Source organism: Nocardia sp. NPDC058705, assembly GCF_042749305.1.
Taxonomy (GTDB): domain Bacteria; phylum Actinomycetota; class Actinomycetes; order Mycobacteriales; family Mycobacteriaceae; genus Nocardia.
Map to the genome: position 1 here is coordinate 175,794 of NZ_JBHYRN010000009.1, position 18,945 is coordinate 194,738.

Annotated in this window: 21 protein-coding genes; 5 read left to right on the plus strand and 16 right to left on the minus strand. The window is 66.5% G+C overall.

Features of this window, described 5'->3' with window-relative positions:
* Positions 1-52 precede the first annotated feature (52 nt).
* From ACFW6D_RS14220 to ACFW6D_RS14260, 9 genes are all read right to left on the minus strand, one after another.
* Positions 53-559, minus strand: coding sequence for an SRPBCC domain-containing protein (locus ACFW6D_RS14220; RefSeq protein WP_379328142.1), 507 nt, complete (start codon positions 557-559; stop codon positions 53-55).
* 15 nt (positions 560-574) lie between these two features.
* Positions 575-904 carry an ArsR/SmtB family transcription factor gene (locus ACFW6D_RS14225; RefSeq protein WP_379328144.1) on the minus strand — a complete coding sequence of 110 codons (330 nt, stop codon included), beginning with the start codon at positions 902-904 and terminating at the stop codon, positions 575-577.
* Positions 894-1,328: an SRPBCC domain-containing protein gene (locus ACFW6D_RS14230; RefSeq protein ID WP_379328146.1), complete on the minus strand. Its 435-nt coding sequence runs from the start codon at positions 1,326-1,328 to the stop codon at positions 894-896. The genes ACFW6D_RS14225 and ACFW6D_RS14230 overlap by 11 nt, the downstream gene beginning before the upstream one ends.
* A 107-nt stretch (positions 1,329-1,435) precedes the next feature.
* Positions 1,436-2,956, minus strand: a complete 1,521-nt coding sequence (locus ACFW6D_RS14235) for an MFS transporter (RefSeq protein ID WP_379328148.1) — start codon at positions 2,954-2,956, stop codon at positions 1,436-1,438.
* Between the two features lie 180 nt (positions 2,957-3,136).
* A complete protein-coding gene (locus tag ACFW6D_RS14240) occupies positions 3,137-4,147 on the minus strand; it encodes an ABC transporter substrate-binding protein (protein ID WP_379328150.1) in 1,011 nt (336 codons plus the stop codon).
* 39 nt (positions 4,148-4,186) lie between these two features.
* The gene (locus tag ACFW6D_RS14245) at positions 4,187-4,945 is read right to left on the minus strand and encodes an ABC transporter ATP-binding protein (RefSeq protein ID WP_379328152.1); all 759 of its coding nucleotides are present in this window, start codon (positions 4,943-4,945) and stop codon (positions 4,187-4,189) included.
* 85 nt (positions 4,946-5,030) lie between these two features.
* Complete coding sequence (locus ACFW6D_RS14250; RefSeq protein ID WP_379328154.1) at positions 5,031-5,837, minus strand: ABC transporter permease; 807 nt, start codon at positions 5,835-5,837, stop codon at positions 5,031-5,033.
* 84 nt (positions 5,838-5,921) lie between these two features.
* The gene (locus tag ACFW6D_RS14255) at positions 5,922-6,332 is read right to left on the minus strand and encodes a VOC family protein (RefSeq protein WP_379328156.1); all 411 of its coding nucleotides are present in this window, start codon (positions 6,330-6,332) and stop codon (positions 5,922-5,924) included.
* Between the two features lie 178 nt (positions 6,333-6,510).
* Positions 6,511-7,149, minus strand: a complete 639-nt coding sequence (locus tag ACFW6D_RS14260) for a TetR/AcrR family transcriptional regulator (protein WP_379328158.1) — start codon at positions 7,147-7,149, stop codon at positions 6,511-6,513.
* An 89-nt stretch (positions 7,150-7,238) separates the two neighbouring features.
* On the opposite strand from ACFW6D_RS14260, the gene ACFW6D_RS14265 reads away from it, so the two are divergent.
* A complete protein-coding gene (locus ACFW6D_RS14265; protein WP_379328160.1) occupies positions 7,239-8,375 on the plus strand; it encodes an epoxide hydrolase family protein in 1,137 nt (378 codons plus the stop codon).
* A 103-nt stretch (positions 8,376-8,478) separates the two neighbouring features.
* On the opposite strand, the gene ACFW6D_RS14270 is transcribed toward ACFW6D_RS14265, so the two are convergent.
* Positions 8,479-9,621, minus strand: coding sequence for a GTP-binding protein (locus ACFW6D_RS14270; RefSeq protein ID WP_379328162.1), 1,143 nt, complete (start codon positions 9,619-9,621; stop codon positions 8,479-8,481).
* 79 nt (positions 9,622-9,700) lie between these two features.
* Between ACFW6D_RS14270 and thiD the strand changes: the two genes are divergently transcribed.
* On the plus strand, positions 9,701-10,549 hold the full coding sequence (gene thiD, locus ACFW6D_RS14275; RefSeq protein ID WP_379328164.1) for a bifunctional hydroxymethylpyrimidine kinase/phosphomethylpyrimidine kinase: 849 nt from the start codon (positions 9,701-9,703) through the stop codon (positions 10,547-10,549).
* A gap of 174 nt (positions 10,550-10,723) precedes the next feature.
* Here thiD and ACFW6D_RS14280 read toward each other — a convergent pair whose 3' ends face one another.
* Entirely contained in the window at positions 10,724-11,446 is a 723-nt protein-coding gene (locus ACFW6D_RS14280) for a TetR/AcrR family transcriptional regulator (protein ID WP_379328166.1), read from the minus strand.
* A gap of 151 nt (positions 11,447-11,597) precedes the next feature.
* On the opposite strand from ACFW6D_RS14280, the gene ACFW6D_RS14285 reads away from it, so the two are divergent.
* The 3 genes from ACFW6D_RS14285 (at position 11,598) to ACFW6D_RS14295 (ending at position 15,716) form a co-directional block, all read left to right on the plus strand.
* Positions 11,598-12,224: a class I SAM-dependent methyltransferase gene (locus ACFW6D_RS14285; RefSeq protein WP_379328168.1), complete on the plus strand. Its 627-nt coding sequence runs from the start codon at positions 11,598-11,600 to the stop codon at positions 12,222-12,224.
* A 64-nt stretch (positions 12,225-12,288) separates the two neighbouring features.
* The gene (locus ACFW6D_RS14290) at positions 12,289-13,698 is read left to right on the plus strand and encodes a glycosyltransferase (RefSeq protein ID WP_379328170.1); all 1,410 of its coding nucleotides are present in this window, start codon (positions 12,289-12,291) and stop codon (positions 13,696-13,698) included.
* A complete protein-coding gene (locus ACFW6D_RS14295) occupies positions 13,698-15,716 on the plus strand; it encodes an ArnT family glycosyltransferase (protein ID WP_379328172.1) in 2,019 nt (672 codons plus the stop codon). The genes ACFW6D_RS14290 and ACFW6D_RS14295 overlap by 1 nt, the downstream gene beginning before the upstream one ends.
* Positions 15,717-15,841: 125 nt before the next feature.
* Here ACFW6D_RS14295 and ACFW6D_RS14300 read toward each other — a convergent pair whose 3' ends face one another.
* From ACFW6D_RS14300 to ACFW6D_RS14320, 5 genes are all read right to left on the minus strand, one after another.
* Complete coding sequence (locus tag ACFW6D_RS14300; RefSeq protein ID WP_379328174.1) at positions 15,842-16,621, minus strand: SDR family oxidoreductase; 780 nt, start codon at positions 16,619-16,621, stop codon at positions 15,842-15,844.
* Positions 16,622-16,696: 75 nt separating this feature from the next.
* Positions 16,697-17,128: a PIN domain-containing protein gene (locus ACFW6D_RS14305; protein ID WP_379328176.1), complete on the minus strand. Its 432-nt coding sequence runs from the start codon at positions 17,126-17,128 to the stop codon at positions 16,697-16,699.
* Positions 17,119-17,325 carry a hypothetical protein gene (locus ACFW6D_RS14310; protein WP_056814932.1) on the minus strand — a complete coding sequence of 69 codons (207 nt, stop codon included), beginning with the start codon at positions 17,323-17,325 and terminating at the stop codon, positions 17,119-17,121. Before ACFW6D_RS14310 ends, ACFW6D_RS14305 begins: the two co-directional genes overlap by 10 nt.
* Before the next feature lie 70 nt (positions 17,326-17,395).
* A complete protein-coding gene (locus tag ACFW6D_RS14315; RefSeq protein ID WP_379328178.1) occupies positions 17,396-18,010 on the minus strand; it encodes a TetR/AcrR family transcriptional regulator in 615 nt (204 codons plus the stop codon).
* 4 nt (positions 18,011-18,014) lie between these two features.
* On the minus strand, positions 18,015-18,797 hold the full coding sequence (locus tag ACFW6D_RS14320) for an enoyl-CoA hydratase family protein (protein ID WP_379328180.1): 783 nt from the start codon (positions 18,795-18,797) through the stop codon (positions 18,015-18,017).
* Between the last annotated feature and the right edge of the window lie 148 nt (positions 18,798-18,945).

An 18,945-nucleotide genomic window follows, 5' to 3' on the forward strand; every position in this document is an offset into this window, starting at 1 on the left:
GGAGGTGACCGCCAGACGTCGGCTACCTCGACTCACAGGGGCCGGAATCGCTCTAGGGACGCGGCTTCACCAGATCAGCATTGCCGTGCTTGAGCACCTCGGTCTCGAAGGTACTGTCGGTGCGGAACGGGTCGCCGGTGCCGGTGGTGATCAGGCCGTGCAGGCTCTTGGTGATGTAGGCGCCCCAGGCGTTGGCGCACACCTCGTAGCATTCGTCGGCCGGACGCAAACCCACATGGGTGAAACGGATTTCGGTGCCACCGTCGCGTTCGGCGATGTCGAAAACCACGTCGGTGTTCTCCCATTCGGCCGTGTCGGCGATGAAGGAGATGTAGGTGTCGGTGACATGCCAGACCAGACGCTCACCGGGGATCGACTCGGTGGTGGTCATGGTGCAGCGGTGCGCGCCAGGGACTTCGAAACGGTAGCTGTCGCCCACGACGCCCGTGGTTCCTTCGATCGTTTCGTTCCACCACCCGCGGACGTTGTTGATCGCCGCGAACGCCTCCGCTGGCGTCGCGTCGACGGTGGTGGTCGCGGTGAAGTTGTTCTCGCTCATTGCTTTTCCTTCGGTTCAGCCGTCCAGATGCTTCCGGAGGGCGTCCAACGGCCCGTCCCAGTCACGGGCCATGGCAGCCAGGAACTGTTGAGCCACTTGCATAGGAGCGGAGTCGAGGCGGTAGCGCACCCTGCGCCGCTCCCCCGGTTCCGCGATCACCAAGCCCGCCTCTGCCAGCAGCGCAAGGTGTTTGGCGATCGCCTGCCGGGTGATGGGCAGTCGATCGGCGAGGTCCGTCGCGGTGGCGGGCCCGTTCGCGGCGAGGGCGGCCAGCACCGCTCGCCTGCTCGGATCCGCCAGCGCGACGAAGACTCGTTCGGCGGTCGCCTCTGACTCAGGCCGCATCGAGGTACTCGACCAGCTCACCCAGCTCGCTCTTCCAGCCGCCGATATTGCCCTCGAACGCCTCCTTGTAGGCATCGTCGGACAGCTGCGCGAACCCGGTCTCGACCACGGTCAGCCGCGTCCCCGCGCCGACCGGCTCGAGCGTGAACTCCACATACGTGCGCCGCGGATCTTCGTCGGGCAACCCGCTGATCGGCCAGGTATAGCCGAACACCGTCGGCTCCTCCACCCGCTCCACCCGCATATTCGCGACATGCTCGCCGTCGTTCCACGTCATCCGAGCGTCCCCACCCGGCCGCAGATCGATAGTGGCGGTATTACCGAACCAACTCGCCAACCCCTCCGCCGTAGTCAGCGCTGCCCACACCTTCGTCGGCGGATGCGCAAGCTCAACGGTCCGCACGATCCGATCAGGGAATCCCATGATGCCTCCTTGTATCGCAACTGATTGGTTGCCATTCAGCGTATGGCAACCAATTGGTTGCGTCAAGGGTTGATCCGATCACCCACTCACTCGCGCCGTATCCACCCTCAGTGGCCGCCGGTGATCTGGAAGCCCTTGGGGACCAGCCAGACCGTGACGACAGTGACGACGGCTACCACTGCGGCAGATATGTAGGACGTGGTGGTGAGGGCGGTGTCGAAGGCGTGGGTGGCGGCTTGGGCCAGTTGGGTGTGGGCCGGTTCGGGGAGGTCGGCGGCTACTTCGGCGGCGCCGCCGATGGAGCCGCTCGCCTGGTCGAGGCGGTCGGCGGGGACGGAGAGATCGGTCATGTGCTGGGTGAAGATTCTGGCGTGCAGGCTGCCGAGCAGAGCGACGCCGAAGCCGACACCGACCTCGTAGTTGGTCTCCTCCACCGCGCCCGCCTGGCCGGCACGGTCGGCGGGGACCGCGCCGACGAGGACGGCGGCCGCCGCGGTGACGGCCATGCCGTCACCGAGCCCGAACGACACCAGCACCAGCGCGATCACCGGATAGGTGGTCGGCTCCGGACTCACCGCGAGCAGCAGGAAGCCGAGCGCGACCGCGCCGAGGCCGACCCCGAGCACCGCGCGGACGCCGAACTTCTCCATCAGCATCGGCGTGAGCAGGGAGGCGGTGAGGAGTGTGAGCGCGGCGGGCAGCATCCGGATACCCGCCTGCGACGGGCTGAATCCGTGGACGTATTGCAGCCACAGCGAGATCAGGAACATGGCCGCGCCGATGGCCATCATGGCCAGCAGGGTCGCGACGGCGGCCGCGGTGAACGCACCGTTGCGGAACAATCGCACGTCCAGCAGCGGGTCGGTGGCGGTGAGCTGGCGGCGGGTGAACCAGGCCAGCGCGGCGATGCCGAGGACCAGGATCGCCCAGTCCACCACGCTCGCTTCACCTTTCGCGAGATGTTTGACGCCCCACGCCAGGCAGACGATGCCCGCCACCGAGAGCGCGGCGGCGAACCAGTCGAGGCGGCCCGCCTGTGGCGCACGGTATTCCGGCAACACCCACAGTCCGACCACCACCGTCACCAGCACCACCGGCACATTGAGCCAGAACGCCGACGCCCACCCGAAATGCTCGACGAGAAACCCACCGACGATCGGCCCGACCGTGGCCCCCACACCCGCCACCGCCGCCCAGATCCCGATGGCCATGGTCCGTTCGCGCGCATCGGTGAAGATATTGCGGATCAGCGACAGCGTCGACGGCATCACCATCGCCCCGCCGATCCCGAGCAACACCCGCCCACCGATCAACTGCGCCGCACTCCCCGCGGTAGCCGCGACCACCGAAGCGATACCGAACAGCACGAAACCGCTGATGAACAACAACTTTCGCCCCACCCGATCACCGAGCGCCCCCGTGGTGATGAGCAACCCGCCGAGCACGAGCCCGTAGATGTCGATGATCCACAGCTGCTCCAGCGGCCCGACCTGCAGATCCTCGATCAGCGACGGCAACGCCACATTGAGGATGGTGGCGTCCATCGCCACCAGCAACAGGCTCGCGCACAGCACCCCGAGCATGACCCAGCGCACCGATCCGTACGCCCCCGCACTTGTGCCCACCACGCAGCTTCACCACCGATTCCTGGTCATGGCCGGTATCCGAGTCCCCGGCACTCGAACCTACCGAGTCATCAGCGGTTCGCCGGGGAGCCCGACCGGGCAACGAGCGAACAGTGGGCGCATCACGCGGACGGCGCCCGCGATCGGAGGTGGATCGCGGGCACCGCTGTCTGTCGGTGCGGATTACGACTTGTCGAAGCGGGTGTCGACGAAGGACTCGAAGTCGACCTTGCCCGGGATGGCCTTGGCCTTGGTGAAGGCGTCGGCGATTTCCTGTTCGGACGCGATCACCTGATCGGAAAGCTTGATCGGTTGCTTGATCGAGCGGGTCCAGGTGGTGCGGGAGGCATCGACGCTGATCTGGGTCAGTTCGGCGTACTTGGTGGACCAGGTGTCGAGGTTGTCCGCGGACCATTTGGTGGCGGCGGCGTAGCGCTGGAAGAAGTCGGCGAGGGCCGCGGATTTGCCCGCGTCGGCGATGGTTTTGTTGCCCGCTACCCAGAAGTTGTAGCCGTTGGCGGCTTGGTCGGCGGTGGCGATGGACTTGGCGCCCGATTCCTTTTCGGCGATGGCGGTGTAGGGGTCCCAGGTGGCCCAGGCGTCGACGTCGCCGCGGGTGAGTGCGGTGTAGCCGTCGCCGGGGGCGAGGTAGACCGGCTCGATATCGCTGAGCGACAGGCCCGCCTTCTGTAGTTGCAGCAGCAGGTTCGCATTGGCCGAGCTGCCCTTGTAGACGGCGACCTTCTTGCCTTTGAGTGCGGCGACGGAGCCGATGGTCGAGTCCTTGCCGACCAGGATCGCGTCACCCTTCCCGGTGGCCGAGAGCGCACCGACGATCTTGACGTCCGCGTCGGCCGCCGCACCGAAAATCACTGGGGTATTACCTGTTTGCGCGATATCGATACCCCCTGCGCTCGCCGCTTCCACCAGCGGAAGACCGGCGGTGAAGGTGGAGAATTCGATCTTGTAGGGCAGGTTCTCCAGCTGCCCCGATGCCTTCAACAGCACCTCGATCGAAATCGCCTTCTGGTCACCGACTTTCAGTGTCACGGTGCTGAGGTCGACCGGTCCCGAGTGCGCGGTTTCGGTCGATGCGTCGTCACCGCAGGCGCTCAGCGAGAGGGCTGCGACGACGGCGAGCGCCAGACCGGCCAGACGAGACTTCGGAGTGCGTTTCACAGGAACAACTTTCATGCGTGGGATGGAGTGTGGATCGCGGCGCTCAGCAGCGGTTCAGCGCGTGACACCGAGCAGGGCGAGCAGACGGGTTGCGTACTCCGCGACCTCGGGTGCCGCGGTGGCGCGTGGGCGAGACAGTTCGATGGGCACATCGGCGGCGATCCGACCCTCGTCGAGCACGAGCACACGGTCGGCGAGCGTGATCGCCTCCAGCACATCGTGAGTCACGAGCAGCACGCCGAATTCGCGCTGGGCGTGCAGACCGAGCAGCAGATCGTGCATGGTCAGGCGGGTCAGTGCGTCGAGCGCGCCGAAGGGTTCGTCGAGCAGCAGCAGGGTCGGCTCGGCCACCAAAGCTCTTGCCAGCGCGGCACGTTGGGCCTCCCCGCCGGACAGGGTGAGCGGCCACGCGTCCGCCCGATCCGCGAGGCCGACCTCGGCGAGCAGGTCACGGGCGGCCCGCTCGTCGACCCGTCGATGGCGCGGCTTCGGCCTGCCGATGGCCACATTGCGCACCACCGGCTGCCACGGGATCAATCGGGGCTCCTGGAAGACGATCGTCGGCCCGCCTTCGACGGAAACCTCACCGCGAGTGGCGGTATCGAGGTCGCCGAGGATCCGCAACAGCGTGGACTTGCCGGATCCACTGCGCCCGACCAGCGCCACGATCTCGCCCGCGCCGATCTCGAGATCGATCCCGGCGAGCACGGTGCGCTCACCGAATCGCTTGCTGAGACCGGAGATTCGCGCGGCGGCCACACGTGGCGACCGCGAGGAGATGGGGGTGACAGTTGTGACGGCGGCAGCGGTCATGGTGTGAACCTCGCGATCGAACGGGTAGCGGGCCTGCCCACTCGCGGGACGGGGTGGGTCCTCGAGTCGGCGGAAGAAGCGGACATCAGCGGTTCACCGTCGGGCGCCAGCGCAGGGCTCGGCGTTCGAGCAGGCGGACGATCGAGTCGGTGAGCAGGCCGAGGAGGCTGTAGACCACCAGGCCGAAGACGACGATGTCGGTGCGCAGGAATTCGCGGGCGTTGTTGACGACGAAGCCCAGACCCGCACTGGCGTTGATCTGTTCGGCCACGATGAGCGAGAGCCAGGCGATGCCGAGGCTCTGGCGGGCGCCGACCAGGATCTGAGGCAGGGCACCGGGCAGGACCAGCAGGCGCAGGCGTTCGGCGAGGCCGAGGTGCAGGGCGCTGCCGAGTTCGAGCAGTTTCGGGTCGAGTTGGCGGATGCCCGAGAAAGTATTGAGGTACAGCGGGAAGAACACGCCGAGCGCGATCAGGTAGACCTTGGGTTCCTCGCCGATGCCGAACCAGATGATGAACAGCGGGATCAACCCGAACAGCGGGATGGTGCGAATCATCTGCAGTGGCGGGTCGACCGCGTACTCACCGATCTTGCTCAGCCCGGCGAGCACCCCGAGCACCAGCGCGAGCACCGCGCCGAGCGCGAATCCGTACAGTGCCCGCTGGCCGGAAACCAGCAGAGCCTCGGTGAGCTGGCCGGATCGGTAGGTTTCCAGACCCGCGTCCAGCACCCCGGACGGCGCGGGCAGCTTCTTGGGCGGAATCCAGCCGCTGGTGCTGGCGAGCTGCCAGACGAGCAACAGTGCGAGCGGCGACAGCGCACGCAGAAACCCCGGACGGCGGTACAGGGGGACCCGTCGCTCGGCGGTTTCGGTGGGCTTGTCCAACAGCATTCGTGCATGGTGCCCGCCACGAGGGGTCGGCCGACAGGGTTCGAATCAGGTCGAGGTTTACTCGGCGCCCGGTCGGCTGGGTGGCTAGCCCGCTCGGCTCGAGATCTGTTGGACGCCCCAGCTGTTGCCGTCGGGGTCGTTGAAGAAGACGAAGCCGACGTTGTCGAGCGGATGCGGAACCGGCCGCGGGTTCTTCCCGAGCTCTTGGATATCGGTGACCTCGACACCACGCGCGACGAGTTCAGCATGCGCCTGCCTGATATCGGGGACAACGAGCTGTAGCCCCTTCAGCGACCCGGGCTCCATATGCGGGACCGCGCCCTTGCCGATGACAATCGAACACCCCGAGCCAGGTGGGGTGAGCTGCACAATGCGCACATCATCGGAGATCACAGTGTCATGATCGACGGCGAAGCCGAGCTTGTCGGCATAGAAATCCTTGGCCCGGTCGATATCGGAGACCGGCACGATCACAACTTCCAAAGTCCAGTTCACTACGCGCCTCCGCGTCGTCCGGATGATGCGCCAAGTCTGCCAGCCCCACACCCCCCTGGGTCGGGAAATCCCAGGCAGTCTCTACCCAAAGGGGCCCTCCGGGGCCCCGCTCGAGCGCGCCAGCGCTCCAAAAACACAGCAAAAGGTACACCTGCCCCGGACCCGGTAAACCCCGGGCTCAGGACCTACGTTCCCACCGCCAAGCGAATTCGCCCGTAGCAGGAGGCGGTCCGGGCAGCGACCCCTCGACAGTAAGCCCGTCGATCATCAGCGCAAGAACCCGTTGCCGCAGCTCAGCGGTACGCACAGGCTCTGCCATAGCGACCGCCGAACAAGCCTCGAGAATCAACCCCAGATCGAGCGCATTGACATCAGCCCGCAACCGCCCGCTGGCGTGCGCCCGGCGGACCAACTCCTCGGTGACCTCACCGGAGTGCATCACATCCGGCAGCATCGATTCGTCCGGAGTGAAGGTGCCCGCGAGATGCACGGTGAGCGAGTGCACGTCGGCTTCGACCACCCGCTCCAGAAATCCGACGAACCCCCGCCAACCATCCGAATCCTCCAGCGCCGCATCAGCTTCCGCGTTGAACCGCCGCAACCCTTCGTGACACAGCGTGCGCAGCAGCACCTCCTTGCTCGGATAACGCCGATACAGCGCACTGATCCCGACCCCGGCCCGTTCGGCGACGGCCGCGATCGGCGCATTCGGATCGTCGAGGAACACCGCGCGAGCGGCGTCGAGGATCAACCCGTCGTTGCGGGCAGCCTGCGCCTTGCGGCCGGGCAAACGGGGTGCGGTTTCGGTCTTCGCCATGAATATCAGCCTACCACTTGAAACGGAATGCTCCGTTCTGCTACGTTTGAAACAGAACGAAACATTCCGTTTCACAAAGAGGAGTCGACATGACCGCCATCACGCCCTTCACCATCGACATCCCGCAGGCCGAGCTCGACGATCTCGCCACCCGCCTGCGCAACGCCCTCTACCCCGACGAACTGCCCGGCGTCGGCGATGCCTACGGCGTTCCGGTCGGCCGCGTCCAGAACCTCGCCGAGTACTGGCTCGAGGAGTTCGATTGGCGCGCACTGGAATCCGAACTCAATGCCTACCCCCAGTTTACCACCGAGATCGAGGGCGAGGACATCCACTTCCTGCACATCCGCTCCTCGCGCCCCGACGCGACGCCGGTGATCCTCACCCACGGCTGGCCCGGTTCGATCCTCGAATACCTCGACGTGATCACCCCGCTCACCGAACCCGAATCCGCCGATCAGCCCGCCTTCCACCTGGTCATCCCGTCGCTGCCCGGCTTCGGCTTCTCCGGCCCCACCCGCAGCACCGGCTGGAACCGCTACCGCACCGCCCGCGCCTGGGCCGAACTGATGGCGCGCCTGGGCTACCAGCGCTACGGCGCCATCGGCAACGACGGCGGCTCGATGGTCTCCCCCGAGATCGGCCGGATCGCACCGGACAATGTGATCGGCGTGCACGTCACTCAGCTGTTCTCGTTCCCGTCCGGCGATCCGGCGGAGTTCGATGGCCTGTCCGAGACGGATATGGCTGCGCTGCAACATCTTCAGTGGTTCCACGAGAACAAGATGGCCTTCAACACCCTGCACAGCCAGCAGCCGCAGACCTTGGCCTACGCGCTGGCCGATTCCCCAGTGGGCCTGCTCGGCTGGAACGCACAGCTGTTCGGCGAATCCCTCGATCCGCAGTTCGTGATCGCGAATGTGGCGCTGTACTGGCTCACCGGAACGGCCGGTTCGTCGCTGCGCTTCTACTACGAGGACGCCCACGCCACCGAGCAGCCGACCGAGCCGACCACGGTCCCGACCGGCCTTGCCATGTTCGCCGGCGATTTCCAGTCGATCCGCCGGTTCGCCGAGCGCGATCACAGCAAGATCGTGAGCTGGAATAGCTATGACACCAGCTCAGCCACGGGCGGCGCGAACGACGCGGCCGGGCACTACGCCGCGCACGAGGCACCCGAGGTGCTGGTCGGCGACATCCGTGAGTTCTTCGCCGCGCTCGCCTGATTCGACCAGGTGCCGCGGCCCACGCTCCCCTCATCGGTGCGTGGGTCGCGACCCATTCGAATCATGCACCAGCGCAGTGTCATACGCGCACCAATGAGACCGATCAGTGATGCTCGTGCAGCTCGGCCCACGCCGGGAACGGGTCGGAGTAGCCGGCCCACTCGCTCGCGCCCGCCGCGAACTCCGCATCGGTGAGCAGTGCGGCGTCGAGTTCGCGCCGCAGAGCGGGCGCGTCGAGGCGCACTCCGATGAACACAAGTTCTTGTCCCGCAGGCACTTCCAGCTCCGACCACCACGCACCGGGTTCGAAGGTCAGGTTCGGACCCGCCTGCGACCAGATCGCCGCCAGCTCGGGGCGGCTCGCGATCCAGCAGAAACCCTTGCTGCGCAACATCCCCTTCAGCCGCTCGAGCACGTCGGCGAGGCGTTGCGGGTGGAAGGGCCGGTCGGCGAGGTACGTGAAGCTGCTGATCCCGTATTCCTCGGTTTCGGGGGTGTGCCCGCCCGCCAATTCCTCGGCCCAGCCCTCGGATTCGGCCGCGACCACCGGGTTGTAGCGTCCGGTGGCGAGCACTTCGTTCAGCTCGACGACACCTTTTTCGGTGCGCAGCACGTGCGCTCGCGGGTTGAGCCTGCGCACGGTGGCCTCGACCGTGGCGGCGGCGTTCGCGCTGACCAGGTCGGTCTTGTTGATCAGCAGTACGTCGGCGAACTCCACCTGGTCGACAAGCAGATCCGCGATCGAACGCGAATCACCCTCGCCCGCTTCGAGATTACGTTCGGTCAGCGCCTGCCCGCGCACCAGTTCGGCGAGGAAAGTGGAGGCGTCGACGACGGTGACCATGGTGTCGAGGCGGGCGATGTCGCCGAGGCGGAAACCGTCCTCGAACTCCCAGTCGAAGGTGGCGGCCACCGGCATGGGTTCGGAGATGCCGGTGGACTCGATCACCAGCTGGTCGAAGCGGCCCTCGCGCGCCAGCCGGGCGACGGCCTCGATCAGGTCCTCGCGCAGGGTGCAGCAGATGCAGCCGTTGGTGAGCTCGACCAGCTTCTCCTCGGTGCGGTCGAGGTGGCCCTGGCCTGCGACCAGCGCCGCGTCGATATTGACCTCGCTCATATCGTTGACGATCACCGCGACCCGGCGGCCGTCGCGGTTGGCGAGGATGTGGTTGAGCAGCGTGGTCTTGCCCGCGCCGAGGAAACCGGACAGGACGGTGACGGGCAGATGCGTCAGGGAGTTGGTCACGAGAGTTAATGATAATGGTTTTCATTTGCCGCAGGCAAACGGGTCTCGCACCCGCACACGCGAGCCGTAGGGTTGGGGCGTGAAGATGTTGCCGCTGACCCCCGATGGCCAGACCCCCGTTCGCGCGCTCACCATCGCGGGCACCGACTCCGGTGGCGGCGCGGGCATCCAGGCCGATTCGCGCACCATGGCACTGTGCGGCGTGCACGCGTGCGTGGCGGTGGCAGCGGTGACCGTGCAGAACACGGTGGGCGTCAGCGGTTTTCACGAGATTCCGCCGCAGGTCGTGGCCGATCAGGTGCGCGTGGTGGTTCGCGATATCGGCGTCGGCGCGGCCAAGACCGGCATGCTCGCCTCCACCGCGATCATCGAAGCCGTTGCCGGGGTGTGTCGTGAGCTCGGGATCGGGCGCGACGGCACCATCCCACTGGTGGTCGATCCGGTCGCGGCCTCGATGCACGGCGACCCACTGCTCCACGCGGAAGCCCTTGAAGCAGTACGCAATACGTTGATTCCGCTGGCAACCGTGGTGACGCCGAACCTCGACGAGGTGCGTCTGATCACCGGCATCGAGGTGGTCGACGACGTCACCGCCCGCAAAGCCGCCGAGGCCTTGCACGCGCTGGGTGCGCAGTGGGCGATCGTGAAGGGCGGGCACCTGCGCGCCTCGGAAGTCAGCACCGATCTGCTCTACGACGGCGACACCTTCCGCGAATTCACCGCCCCGCGCATCGCCACCGGCAACGACCACGGCGGCGGCGACACCCTCGCAGCGGCGATCACCAGCGCCCTCGCCAACGGCTACTCGGTACCCGACGCGGTCGAGTTCGCCAAGGAGTGGACCTACCGCTGCCTCGCCGCCTCCTACGACCTCGGCGCAGGTCACGGGCCTGTCTCACCCCTCTGGCGATTGCACACAGACGACTGACGGGCGCAGCGTTCCTCGGCCGCGCACGGCCGGTGCGAACGCGTAGGTTCGCCTAGCGTGGCGTCGCAAACTTGTCGGTGCCCAGGTTCATACTGAACTCATCGCGCCCCCACCGACCCCAATGACGTGATCGGCGAGAACAACGAAGTTCGTGCCGGGCGTGAGAGATCGCGGCTACGCGCTGAAGGCGTCGTGGAGAGGTTTCGACGGGTCGATTGTGACTCCGTTGAAGCGGGCATGTGCCAGTGCAAGGGCCGAGATGCTTTCGGCCAGATAATCGACGAAGCGCTCGACCGGCATCGCCGATACCTCGCGCTGATTGGCGCCGAGCCACCAGTCCGTGGCCGAGGCGACAGCACCGAAAATCGAATAGTTCACCAGCTCGATCCCGGTCACGTCGATCGATTCCGTCGGCAGCAGATCCGCGAAGAATTCCGCTGCGCGCCTTGCTGATTGACGGGCGGCGACCAGTGCGCGTTCGGTTTCCTTGGCCTGCTGGCTGAAATGGCTGTGCAGCATGAACCGGAAGACGTTCGGGTGCGCCGACACCACCGCCACGTATTCGGTGGCCGCGGTGTGAACGAGTTCGGCGATCGAATCGTCGGTGAGATTCACACTGGTGAGCACGCGCTCCCAGAGCATGTCGCGCACCCGGTCGACGATCGCGTTGTAGAGGTCGGTCTTGTCCTCGAAATGGCGATACAGCTTGGGCTTGGCCGCGCCGGCTTCCTTGGCGATGTCGCCCATGCTCACATCGGGCCCGACTTGATCGAGCGCCCGGAAGGCCGCGTCGACGAATTCGATGCGCACCTGCACGCGATGCTCGCGCCAGCGTTCGGTTCGCGCGTCGACACGACGTCGCGGCGCCTCGTTCGTCTTGGGGTAACCGCGCGTCACGGTAGTAATACTAGGGCGGGCCGTACCGGGGGTTACGCACCGCACCGAGAGCGGGAACACAATTGCCGATTCAGCAATTTTTCTGGCGGTAATCGAAGCGGCCGATGCACTATCGAAACGAGCATTTTACCCGCACTGACCAGGAGTATCGATGACCGAGACCGTGGCGAACGCCGAAGAGTTCTGGGAAGATTTCTACCGCGAGCGCGAACAGATCTGGACCGGCAACCCGAACCCGCTCCTGGTGCGTGAGGTCGCCGAGCTGGCCCCTGGGACCGCTCTCGATATCGGCTGCGGCGAGGGCGCCGACGCGATCTGGCTGGCACAGCGCGGCTGGCAGGTGACCGGCGTCGACATCTCCGCGACGGCGATGCAGCGAGGTGCGCAGCGCGCTGCCGAGGCCGGGGTGACGATCGCGTGGGAGCGCCACGATCTGCAGGCGAGTTTCCCGGCGGGCACCTTCGACCTGGTGTCGGCGCAGTTCCTGCACTCGCCGGTGGAGCGGCCGGACGAGCGGGCCGGGATTCTGCGCAGTGCGGCCGCGGCCGTCGCGGCGGGTGGTGTGCTGGTGATCGGCGCGCACGCGGCCGCGCCGAGCTGGGCGTCCAGCGAGATGCACGCGCACGTGTTCCCGACCATCGAGCAGGTGCTCGAGCAGCTCGAGCTCGGGCCCGAGTGGCAGGTCGAGACCGCCGAGCTGGTCCACACCCCCTCGACCAGCCCGGACGGCGTGGTCGGGCAGCGCGTGGACAGCGTGGTGCGCGTGCGTCGCGGCTGAATCCCCAGCAACCTCCCAGCTCGGTCCCAGCTCGGTGGCAGCGCGGCCATCGAGTGTGGGTCGCATGACTCAGACCGAGGCCGAGCAGAAGGCCATGCAGAGCAGCCGCGCGCCGGTGCTCGACGTAGTGATACCCGTCTACAACGAAGAGGCCGATCTCGGCCTGTGCGTGCGCAGGTTGCACGCCTACCTGCGGGCCGGATTTCCCTTCACGGCCCGCATCACCATCGCCGACAATGCCAGCACCGACGCCACTCTCGCGGTGGCCGAACTGCTGGCCGCCGAACTCGATGGCGTCGGGGTGGTGCACCTGGATGCCAAAGGGCGTGGGCGGGCGTTGCGGACGGCGTGGGAGAGCTCGGACGCGGCGGTGGTCGCGTACATGGATGTCGACCTGTCGACCGACTTGGACGCGCTGCTGCCGCTGATCGCGCCGCTGGTGTCCGGGCATTCCGATCTCGCGATCGGGACCCGGCTCGACGCGTCGGCGCGCGTGGTGCGCGGACCCAAGCGTGAAATCATCTCCCGCTGCTACAACCTGCTGCTGAAAACGACACTGCGAGCCGGGTTTTCGGATGCGCAATGCGGATTCAAGGCCGTGCGAACCGAAGTCGCCCGCGAGCTGCTGCCGCTGGTGCACGATGGTGAGTGGTTCTTCGATACCGAGCTGTTGGTGCTGGCCGAGCGGGCGGGTCTGCGGATTCACGAGGTGCCTGTCGACTGGATCGACGATCCCGACAGCCGGGTGGACATCATCGCCACCGCACGCAAAGATCTGCGCGGGATCTGGCGGTTGACCAGGGCATTGACGACCGGCGCGCTCCCGCTCGACGAGTTGCGGGCCGCCGTCGGCCGGGAACCGCTGGTCGCCGGGGTGCCGCTCGGGATGGTGGGCCAGCTGGTGCGGTTCGCGATCGTCGGCATGCTGTCGACGCTGGCCTACATCGTCCTGTATCTGCTGCTGCAACCGATGTTCGGCGGCCAGGGCGCCAATCTGGTGGCGCTACTGGTGACGGCGGTGGGCAATACCGCCGCCAACCGGGCCTTCACCTTCGGGGTACGCGGACGTGGAGATGCGATTTCGCACCAGTTCCAGGGGTTGCTGATCTTCGGGTTCGGCGTGACGGTTACCAGCGGCTCGCTGTTCGCGCTGCACCGCTGGGCTCCCGACGCACCCGTCGCGGTGGAGCTGACCGTGCTGATCGCCGCGAATCTCGTTGCAACACTGGCTCGGTTCGTCGGCTTGCGCTGGGTGTTTCGGCACGAGGGACGGCGGGTCGGGGACAGCGAGCCTGGGAGGCAAGCTGTTCGCGACACGTCGGCCCAGGATGACTCTGACAGCACCACAATGGTTTTCGAGGTATCTGGCCGCACCACTGTTGACCGCGACAGCACTTCCGCAGGTCAGAAGCACCGACCCCACGCGCGCCGCTCGGATCCGGCAGCGCGTTCGACCGTTCAGGAGGTGCGCTGATGACCACCACCATCGCCCCATCTTCACCGATCGAGCTCGAGCCCACAGTGCGCTCCCGGAAGCGCTGGGAGCGGCCGGCATTGGTGGCGTTGCTATTCGGCACGCTGGTCGCCTATCTCATCAATCTGAGCGCGAACGGCTGGGCCAATGAGTTCTATGCCGCTGCGGTGCAAGCCGGTTCGCAGTCGTGGGAGGCGTCCTTCTTCGGGTCCTCCGATGCGGCGAACTCGATCACCGTGGACAAACCGCCCGCTTCGCTGTGGGTGATGGAACTTTCGGTGCGGGTGTTCGGGCTCAACAGCTGGAGCATGTTGGTGCCGCAGGTACTGCTCGGCGTGGCGAGTGTCGCGCTGCTGTGGGCGACGGTGCGCAGGTCGTTCGGGCCCGCGGCGGGTTTGATCGCGGGCACGGTGCTCGCGGTGACTCCTGTTGCGGTGCTGATGTTTCGGTTCAACAATCCGGACGCGCTGCTCGTGCTGCTGATGGTCGCGGCCGCGTGGGCGATGACGCGAGCCGTCTCGGACGGGCGGTGGCGTTGGTTGCTGCTCACCGGCGGGTTGATCGGGTTCGGGTTCCTCGCCAAGCAGTTGCAGGTGCTGCTGGTGGTGCCGCCGTTGGCGCTGACGTATCTCGTCGCCGGTCCGCCGAAGATCGGCAAGCGGATCACGCAGTTGTTCGCGGCGGGTGCCGCCATGGTCGCCGCGGCGGGCTGGTGGTTGCTGACGGTAGAGCTATGGCCTGCGAATTCGCGGCCGTGGATCGGTGGGTCGCAGAACAATTCGATCATCGAGCTCACCCTCGGCTACAACGGGCTCGGGCGGTTGAACGGCAACGAGACCGGCAGTGTCGGGCCCGGCGGTGAACTGCCCGCAGGCGGGAACGGGATGTGGGGTAATACCGGGATCACCCGGATGTTCGATGCCGCGCAGGGTGGTCAGATCGCGTGGTTGATTCCGGCGGCGTTGGTCGCGCTCGTGGTCGAGCTCGTGTTGCGTGGGCGGGCCCCGCGCACGGACACCCGGCGCGCTGCGCTGCTCCTTTGGGGTGGTTGGCTTTTCGTCACCGCGCTGGTGTTCAGCTTCATGGCGGGGATCTTCCATCAGTACTACACGGTGGCGCTGGCGCCTGCGGTGGCGGCGCTGGTGGGGATCGGGGCTGTGCAGATCTGGGGTGCGCGTGACCGATGGTGGGTGCGGTGCGCGGGGGCCGTCACCATCGGGCTCACCACGGCTACTGCGTGGATGTTGTTGTCGCGCAGTGCTTCCTTCCAGCCTTGGTTACGCTGGAGCATCCTGGTGGTCGGCGTCATTGTGGCGGTTGCCTTCCTGTTCCCGCTGGCACGCAGGCAATCGGTGGTCGCCGCGCTGGCTGCGGCGTTCATCGGACTCGGCGGGCCGATCGCCTACTCCATCGATACCCTCGCGTCCGCGCATGCCGGGGCGATTCCGTCAGCGGGGCCCAATGTTGGTGGGATGCACGGGATGCGACCCGGCGGAGAAAATGGGCAGAGGGGTATGATGCCCGGCGGTGGCGCTCGCCCTGACGGCAACACCCCCGGTGGAGCTGTTCCCGGCGGCGCGACAGACAGCACTGCGCAGGGTGGGCCGAATGGGATCGTGATCGGTGGTGACCAGCGGATGGGTGGTCCCGGTGGCCTGCTCGGTGGGTCGAAGCCGAGCGAGCAGGTCGTCACCATGCTCGAGGCGAACGGCACGGACTACACCTGGGTGGCGGCGGCAGTCGGTTCCAACAGTGCCGCCGGATATCAGCTCGCTACCGAACTGCCCGTGATGTCGGTCGGTGGTTTCAACGGCAGCGACCCGTCCCCCACACTCGAACAGTTCCAGCAGTACGTGGCCAAGGGAAAGATCCACTACTTCGTCGCAGGTGGGCGGGGTGGGCCCGGTGGGAACAGCGAGTCGACCAGTTCGGAGATCACCGCCTGGGTGACGGCGAACTACACCGCGACCACGGTCGACGGGGTGACCCTCTACGACCTCACTCAACCGAAGGCGTAGCCAGACGGCCAGGAAATCTTGGACGCGCACACAGGCTGGGCCCGGCCGATCATTCCGATCAGCCGGGCTCAGCTTGTGTTTTCCCCCAGAGGTCCAGCCGGCTCCGAGCCGCATCATGCCCAGCGTCAGCGTGCGACGGGGACCGTCGCGGCGAGCCACTCGGCGAACGACGGACCAGCAAGGGTGGCGTGTGGGGACGGCAGCAGGGTGCCGTTTTCGAATTGCTCGCGGTCCGGGTTGGCATCGTCGGAGGTTTCGATGATCTGCAGGGCGTCGCCACGAGTTTCTACCAGTGCAGCGGCCGCCGAAGCCATCGTTTCCGGCTGCGGACCCGCGATCTCGGGGAACGGAATATCCTCGGCCGCAATCGGATTCGTTGCGAGATCGACCAGAGCCTCGGCGACAGTCCGAGCGGCGACCAACTGGGTGCGCATGCCCTGGACGTAGGCGACGGATCCCTGAGTACCCCACCCGACCATCACCTCGACAAGCTCATGGAACTGCGCCGCACGCAGAATCTGCACCGGCAGCACACCTTTGAGCAATTCCTGCTCGTGCGCGAGCTTGGCGGCGTTGTATCCGGCGAGCGAACCGTCGATCCCGATGATCGACACCACAACAAGCCGCTCGACTCCGGCTCGCTCCCCCGCCGCATGGAGATTCCGCGCGGACGCGGTGAAGAAGTCGGTGGCCACCTGCTGATCGGCCGAAGGAGTGCTCGACGCGTCGATAACAATGTCGACGCCGGTCAGCGCCTCATCCAGCCCCGCACCGCTCTCGATGTCGACACCGTTCGCCCGAGAGAACGCAACGACCTCATGCCCACGCTCGACCAGCACATCCACCACGTGCCGCCCCAGCCGCCCGGTCGCCCCGGCCACCGCAATCTTCTTCTGCTCCAACATGATCCACTCCTTCGTCGCTTGTTTTCGCGTTCACAGAGTCGACGAAGCAGCCGAACGAAGTGTGACATCCCCTGGTCAGGAGGTTTCGAGAGTCCCCCGCGGCGCGACCCAGCGATGATTGAGATCGACTACCGCTGCAACGGTTTCGAAATCGGCGTCGTAGTGGAACAGGACAAGGCGGTGTTCTACCGCGAGAACCGACGCGAGCAGGTCGTGGATGCCGACCGCTCGGTGGCGGCCAGACCTTGCGAGTTCGCGCTGAATAGTGAAAGCACTGGCCCAGTGTTCGTCATTGGTCGGCAGATATTCGTAGGCCGCCCGACGACGGAAGCGGATCTGCTCGTATTCGGCAGGGCTACGGGCGCTGTAGAGCGCCTCGGAATCGAGCGGTGCGCACGTGGCGATCAATCCGGCCTCGATCAGCGGTCCGAGCGTGGCCGCCACATCCGGCTGGCGCATTCGAGCCGCCGCGCTGGTGTCGATGAGATAGCGCGCCGTTATCGCCATACGTCGTCGCGCCGATCCTTGTCGGCCATTTCGGCCATGCCGCCGTTGACCAACCATTCGACTTCGCTGGCGCGCGCATGCGCCACCACGGCCGAGTTCAACGCGGCGCGAACAGTATCGGAGACGCCGGCTGTCCCGAGCGCGTCCTGCGCGGACTCGAGTAGCTCGTCGTCGATCTCGATCAGTCGCTTGGTCATCACACAATCCCTCGATATATATTCCCCCATGTCTGAACTATATACCCCGAAAAGGGCGGGTCACAAGGGTTCAGTGGGACAGATTCAGGGCGGTGTGGAGGGTGGCGGCCCACTGGTCGACGATGAGTTTGCGGCGGGCGGAGTCGTCGGTGAGGACGTCGGCGAGTCCTAGGCCGCGGGCCAGATCGAGGGTGGCTTGGACCAGGTGGTGGGTCACGGGGTCGGAGTCGTCCACGCCGAGGGCCTCCACGGCGCGGCGGTGGGAGATGCGGCCGAAGCGGGCTTCCAGGGGGAGGATGCGTTCGCGCAGCGCCGGGTCGGCGGCGGCGTGGGTCCAGACCTGGAGGGCGGCTTTGAAGAAGGGGGTGGTGTAGGACTCGACCAGCCCGGAAACAACTGCGCGCGTGCGGCCTTCGCCCTGGGCGACCGCGTTCACCGCTTCGGCTTCGGCCTTGGCCTGGTCCATGCGGAACTCGAACATGTACTCGAGCGCGGCGGTGATCAGGTCCTCGCGGGTGGGGAAATGGTGTTGGGCCGCGCCGCGCGACACCCCGGCCCGTTCAGCGACCACCGACACGGTAGCCGCTGCCCAGCCGGTTTCGGCCAGGCAGTCGATGGTCGCCTCCAGCAGCCGCTGCCGGGTGGCCCGGCTGCGGTCCTGCTTGGGTTCGTGGGGTGTCGCCATCGGACTATTGTGCCCAGCTGGGCGGACGCTTCTGGAAGAAGGCCGTCATGCCCTCGATCACTTCGGGGGTGCCGAAGAAGCTCGCCGACCGTTTTGCCAGTGTCTCGGCCTCGGCGTCGAACTCGGCGAGCAGCGCCGCGTTGACCAACTTCTTCGACTCCGCCAAGCCCTGCGGAGACCCCTTACGCAGCTCCCCACACAGGCGTTTCACCTCCGCGGCGGCATCGGCGGCCGCGACAGTGATCAGGCCGATTTCCTGCGCCACCGCGGCATCGAACTTCTCGCCGGTGAGGTAGTACCGACTCGCCGCACGCGGGGACAGCCGCGGCAGCAGGGTGAGCGAGATCATGAACGGCGCCATCCCGATGCGTACCTCGGTGAGCGCGAAACTGCTACCCGGCCCGGCGACCACCAGATCGCAGGCCGCGATGATGCCCATGCCACCGGCCCGCACATTGCCGTCGATCTGGGCGAGCACCGGCTTGGGCGAACCGACGATGCCACGCAGCACGTCGATCATGACGCGGATGCGCTCGTCGGCGGCGGTGGCCGGATCGGCCGTCGTCGCCTCCTTGAGATCCGCACCGGCACAGAAGGTGTCGCCGGTGTGCGCGAGCACGATGCCGCGCACCGCTGGATCATCGTTGGCCGCAGTCAGACCGGCAACGAGTTCCCGAACAAGCTTGGACGACAAGGCGTTCCGGTTATGCGGCGAATCAAAGGTCAACGTGGCAAACCCGTCAACAACCTCGTACCTCACATAAGGAACATCAACCGAACTGTCCATCAAACCCTCCTACCAATCCATAAATCCGCCATGACCGCACTCCCAACCCCGCACACCCGACCCATAGGGAGGGTCCGCCGCGAAGCGGCGTAGCGGCCCGGGTCGCGAGTTAGCCGCCGTTGCGTCGAGGCGCAGCCTCTAGTAACGG

Coding starts and splice junctions, on each gene's coding strand:
- ACFW6D_RS14250 (WP_379328154.1), bottom strand. CDS start 5,837: ATGCTGTTGGACAAGCCCACCGAAACCGCCGAGCGACGGGTCCCCCTG.
- ACFW6D_RS14305 (WP_379328176.1), bottom strand. CDS start 17,128: ATGGCGATAACGGCGCGCTATCTCATCGACACCAGCGCGGCGGCTCGA.
- ACFW6D_RS14320 (WP_379328180.1), bottom strand. CDS start 18,797: ATGGACAGTTCGGTTGATGTTCCTTATGTGAGGTACGAGGTTGTTGAC.
- ACFW6D_RS14285 (WP_379328168.1), top strand. CDS start 11,598: ATGACCGAGACCGTGGCGAACGCCGAAGAGTTCTGGGAAGATTTCTAC.
- ACFW6D_RS14290 (WP_379328170.1), top strand. CDS start 12,289: ATGACTCAGACCGAGGCCGAGCAGAAGGCCATGCAGAGCAGCCGCGCG.
- ACFW6D_RS14230 (WP_379328146.1), bottom strand. CDS start 1,328: ATGGGATTCCCTGATCGGATCGTGCGGACCGTTGAGCTTGCGCATCCG.
- ACFW6D_RS14300 (WP_379328174.1), bottom strand. CDS start 16,621: ATGTTGGAGCAGAAGAAGATTGCGGTGGCCGGGGCGACCGGGCGGCTG.
- ACFW6D_RS14220 (WP_379328142.1), bottom strand. CDS start 559: ATGAGCGAGAACAACTTCACCGCGACCACCACCGTCGACGCGACGCCA.
- ACFW6D_RS14265 (WP_379328160.1), top strand. CDS start 7,239: ATGACCGCCATCACGCCCTTCACCATCGACATCCCGCAGGCCGAGCTC.
- ACFW6D_RS14260 (WP_379328158.1), bottom strand. CDS start 7,149: ATGGCGAAGACCGAAACCGCACCCCGTTTGCCCGGCCGCAAGGCGCAG.
- ACFW6D_RS14245 (WP_379328152.1), bottom strand. CDS start 4,945: ATGACCGCTGCCGCCGTCACAACTGTCACCCCCATCTCCTCGCGGTCG.
- ACFW6D_RS14225 (WP_379328144.1), bottom strand. CDS start 904: ATGCGGCCTGAGTCAGAGGCGACCGCCGAACGAGTCTTCGTCGCGCTG.
- ACFW6D_RS14310 (WP_056814932.1), bottom strand. CDS start 17,325: ATGACCAAGCGACTGATCGAGATCGACGACGAGCTACTCGAGTCCGCG.
- ACFW6D_RS14240 (WP_379328150.1), bottom strand. CDS start 4,147: ATGAAAGTTGTTCCTGTGAAACGCACTCCGAAGTCTCGTCTGGCCGGT.
- ACFW6D_RS14315 (WP_379328178.1), bottom strand. CDS start 18,010: ATGGCGACACCCCACGAACCCAAGCAGGACCGCAGCCGGGCCACCCGG.
- ACFW6D_RS14295 (WP_379328172.1), top strand. CDS start 13,698: ATGACCACCACCATCGCCCCATCTTCACCGATCGAGCTCGAGCCCACA.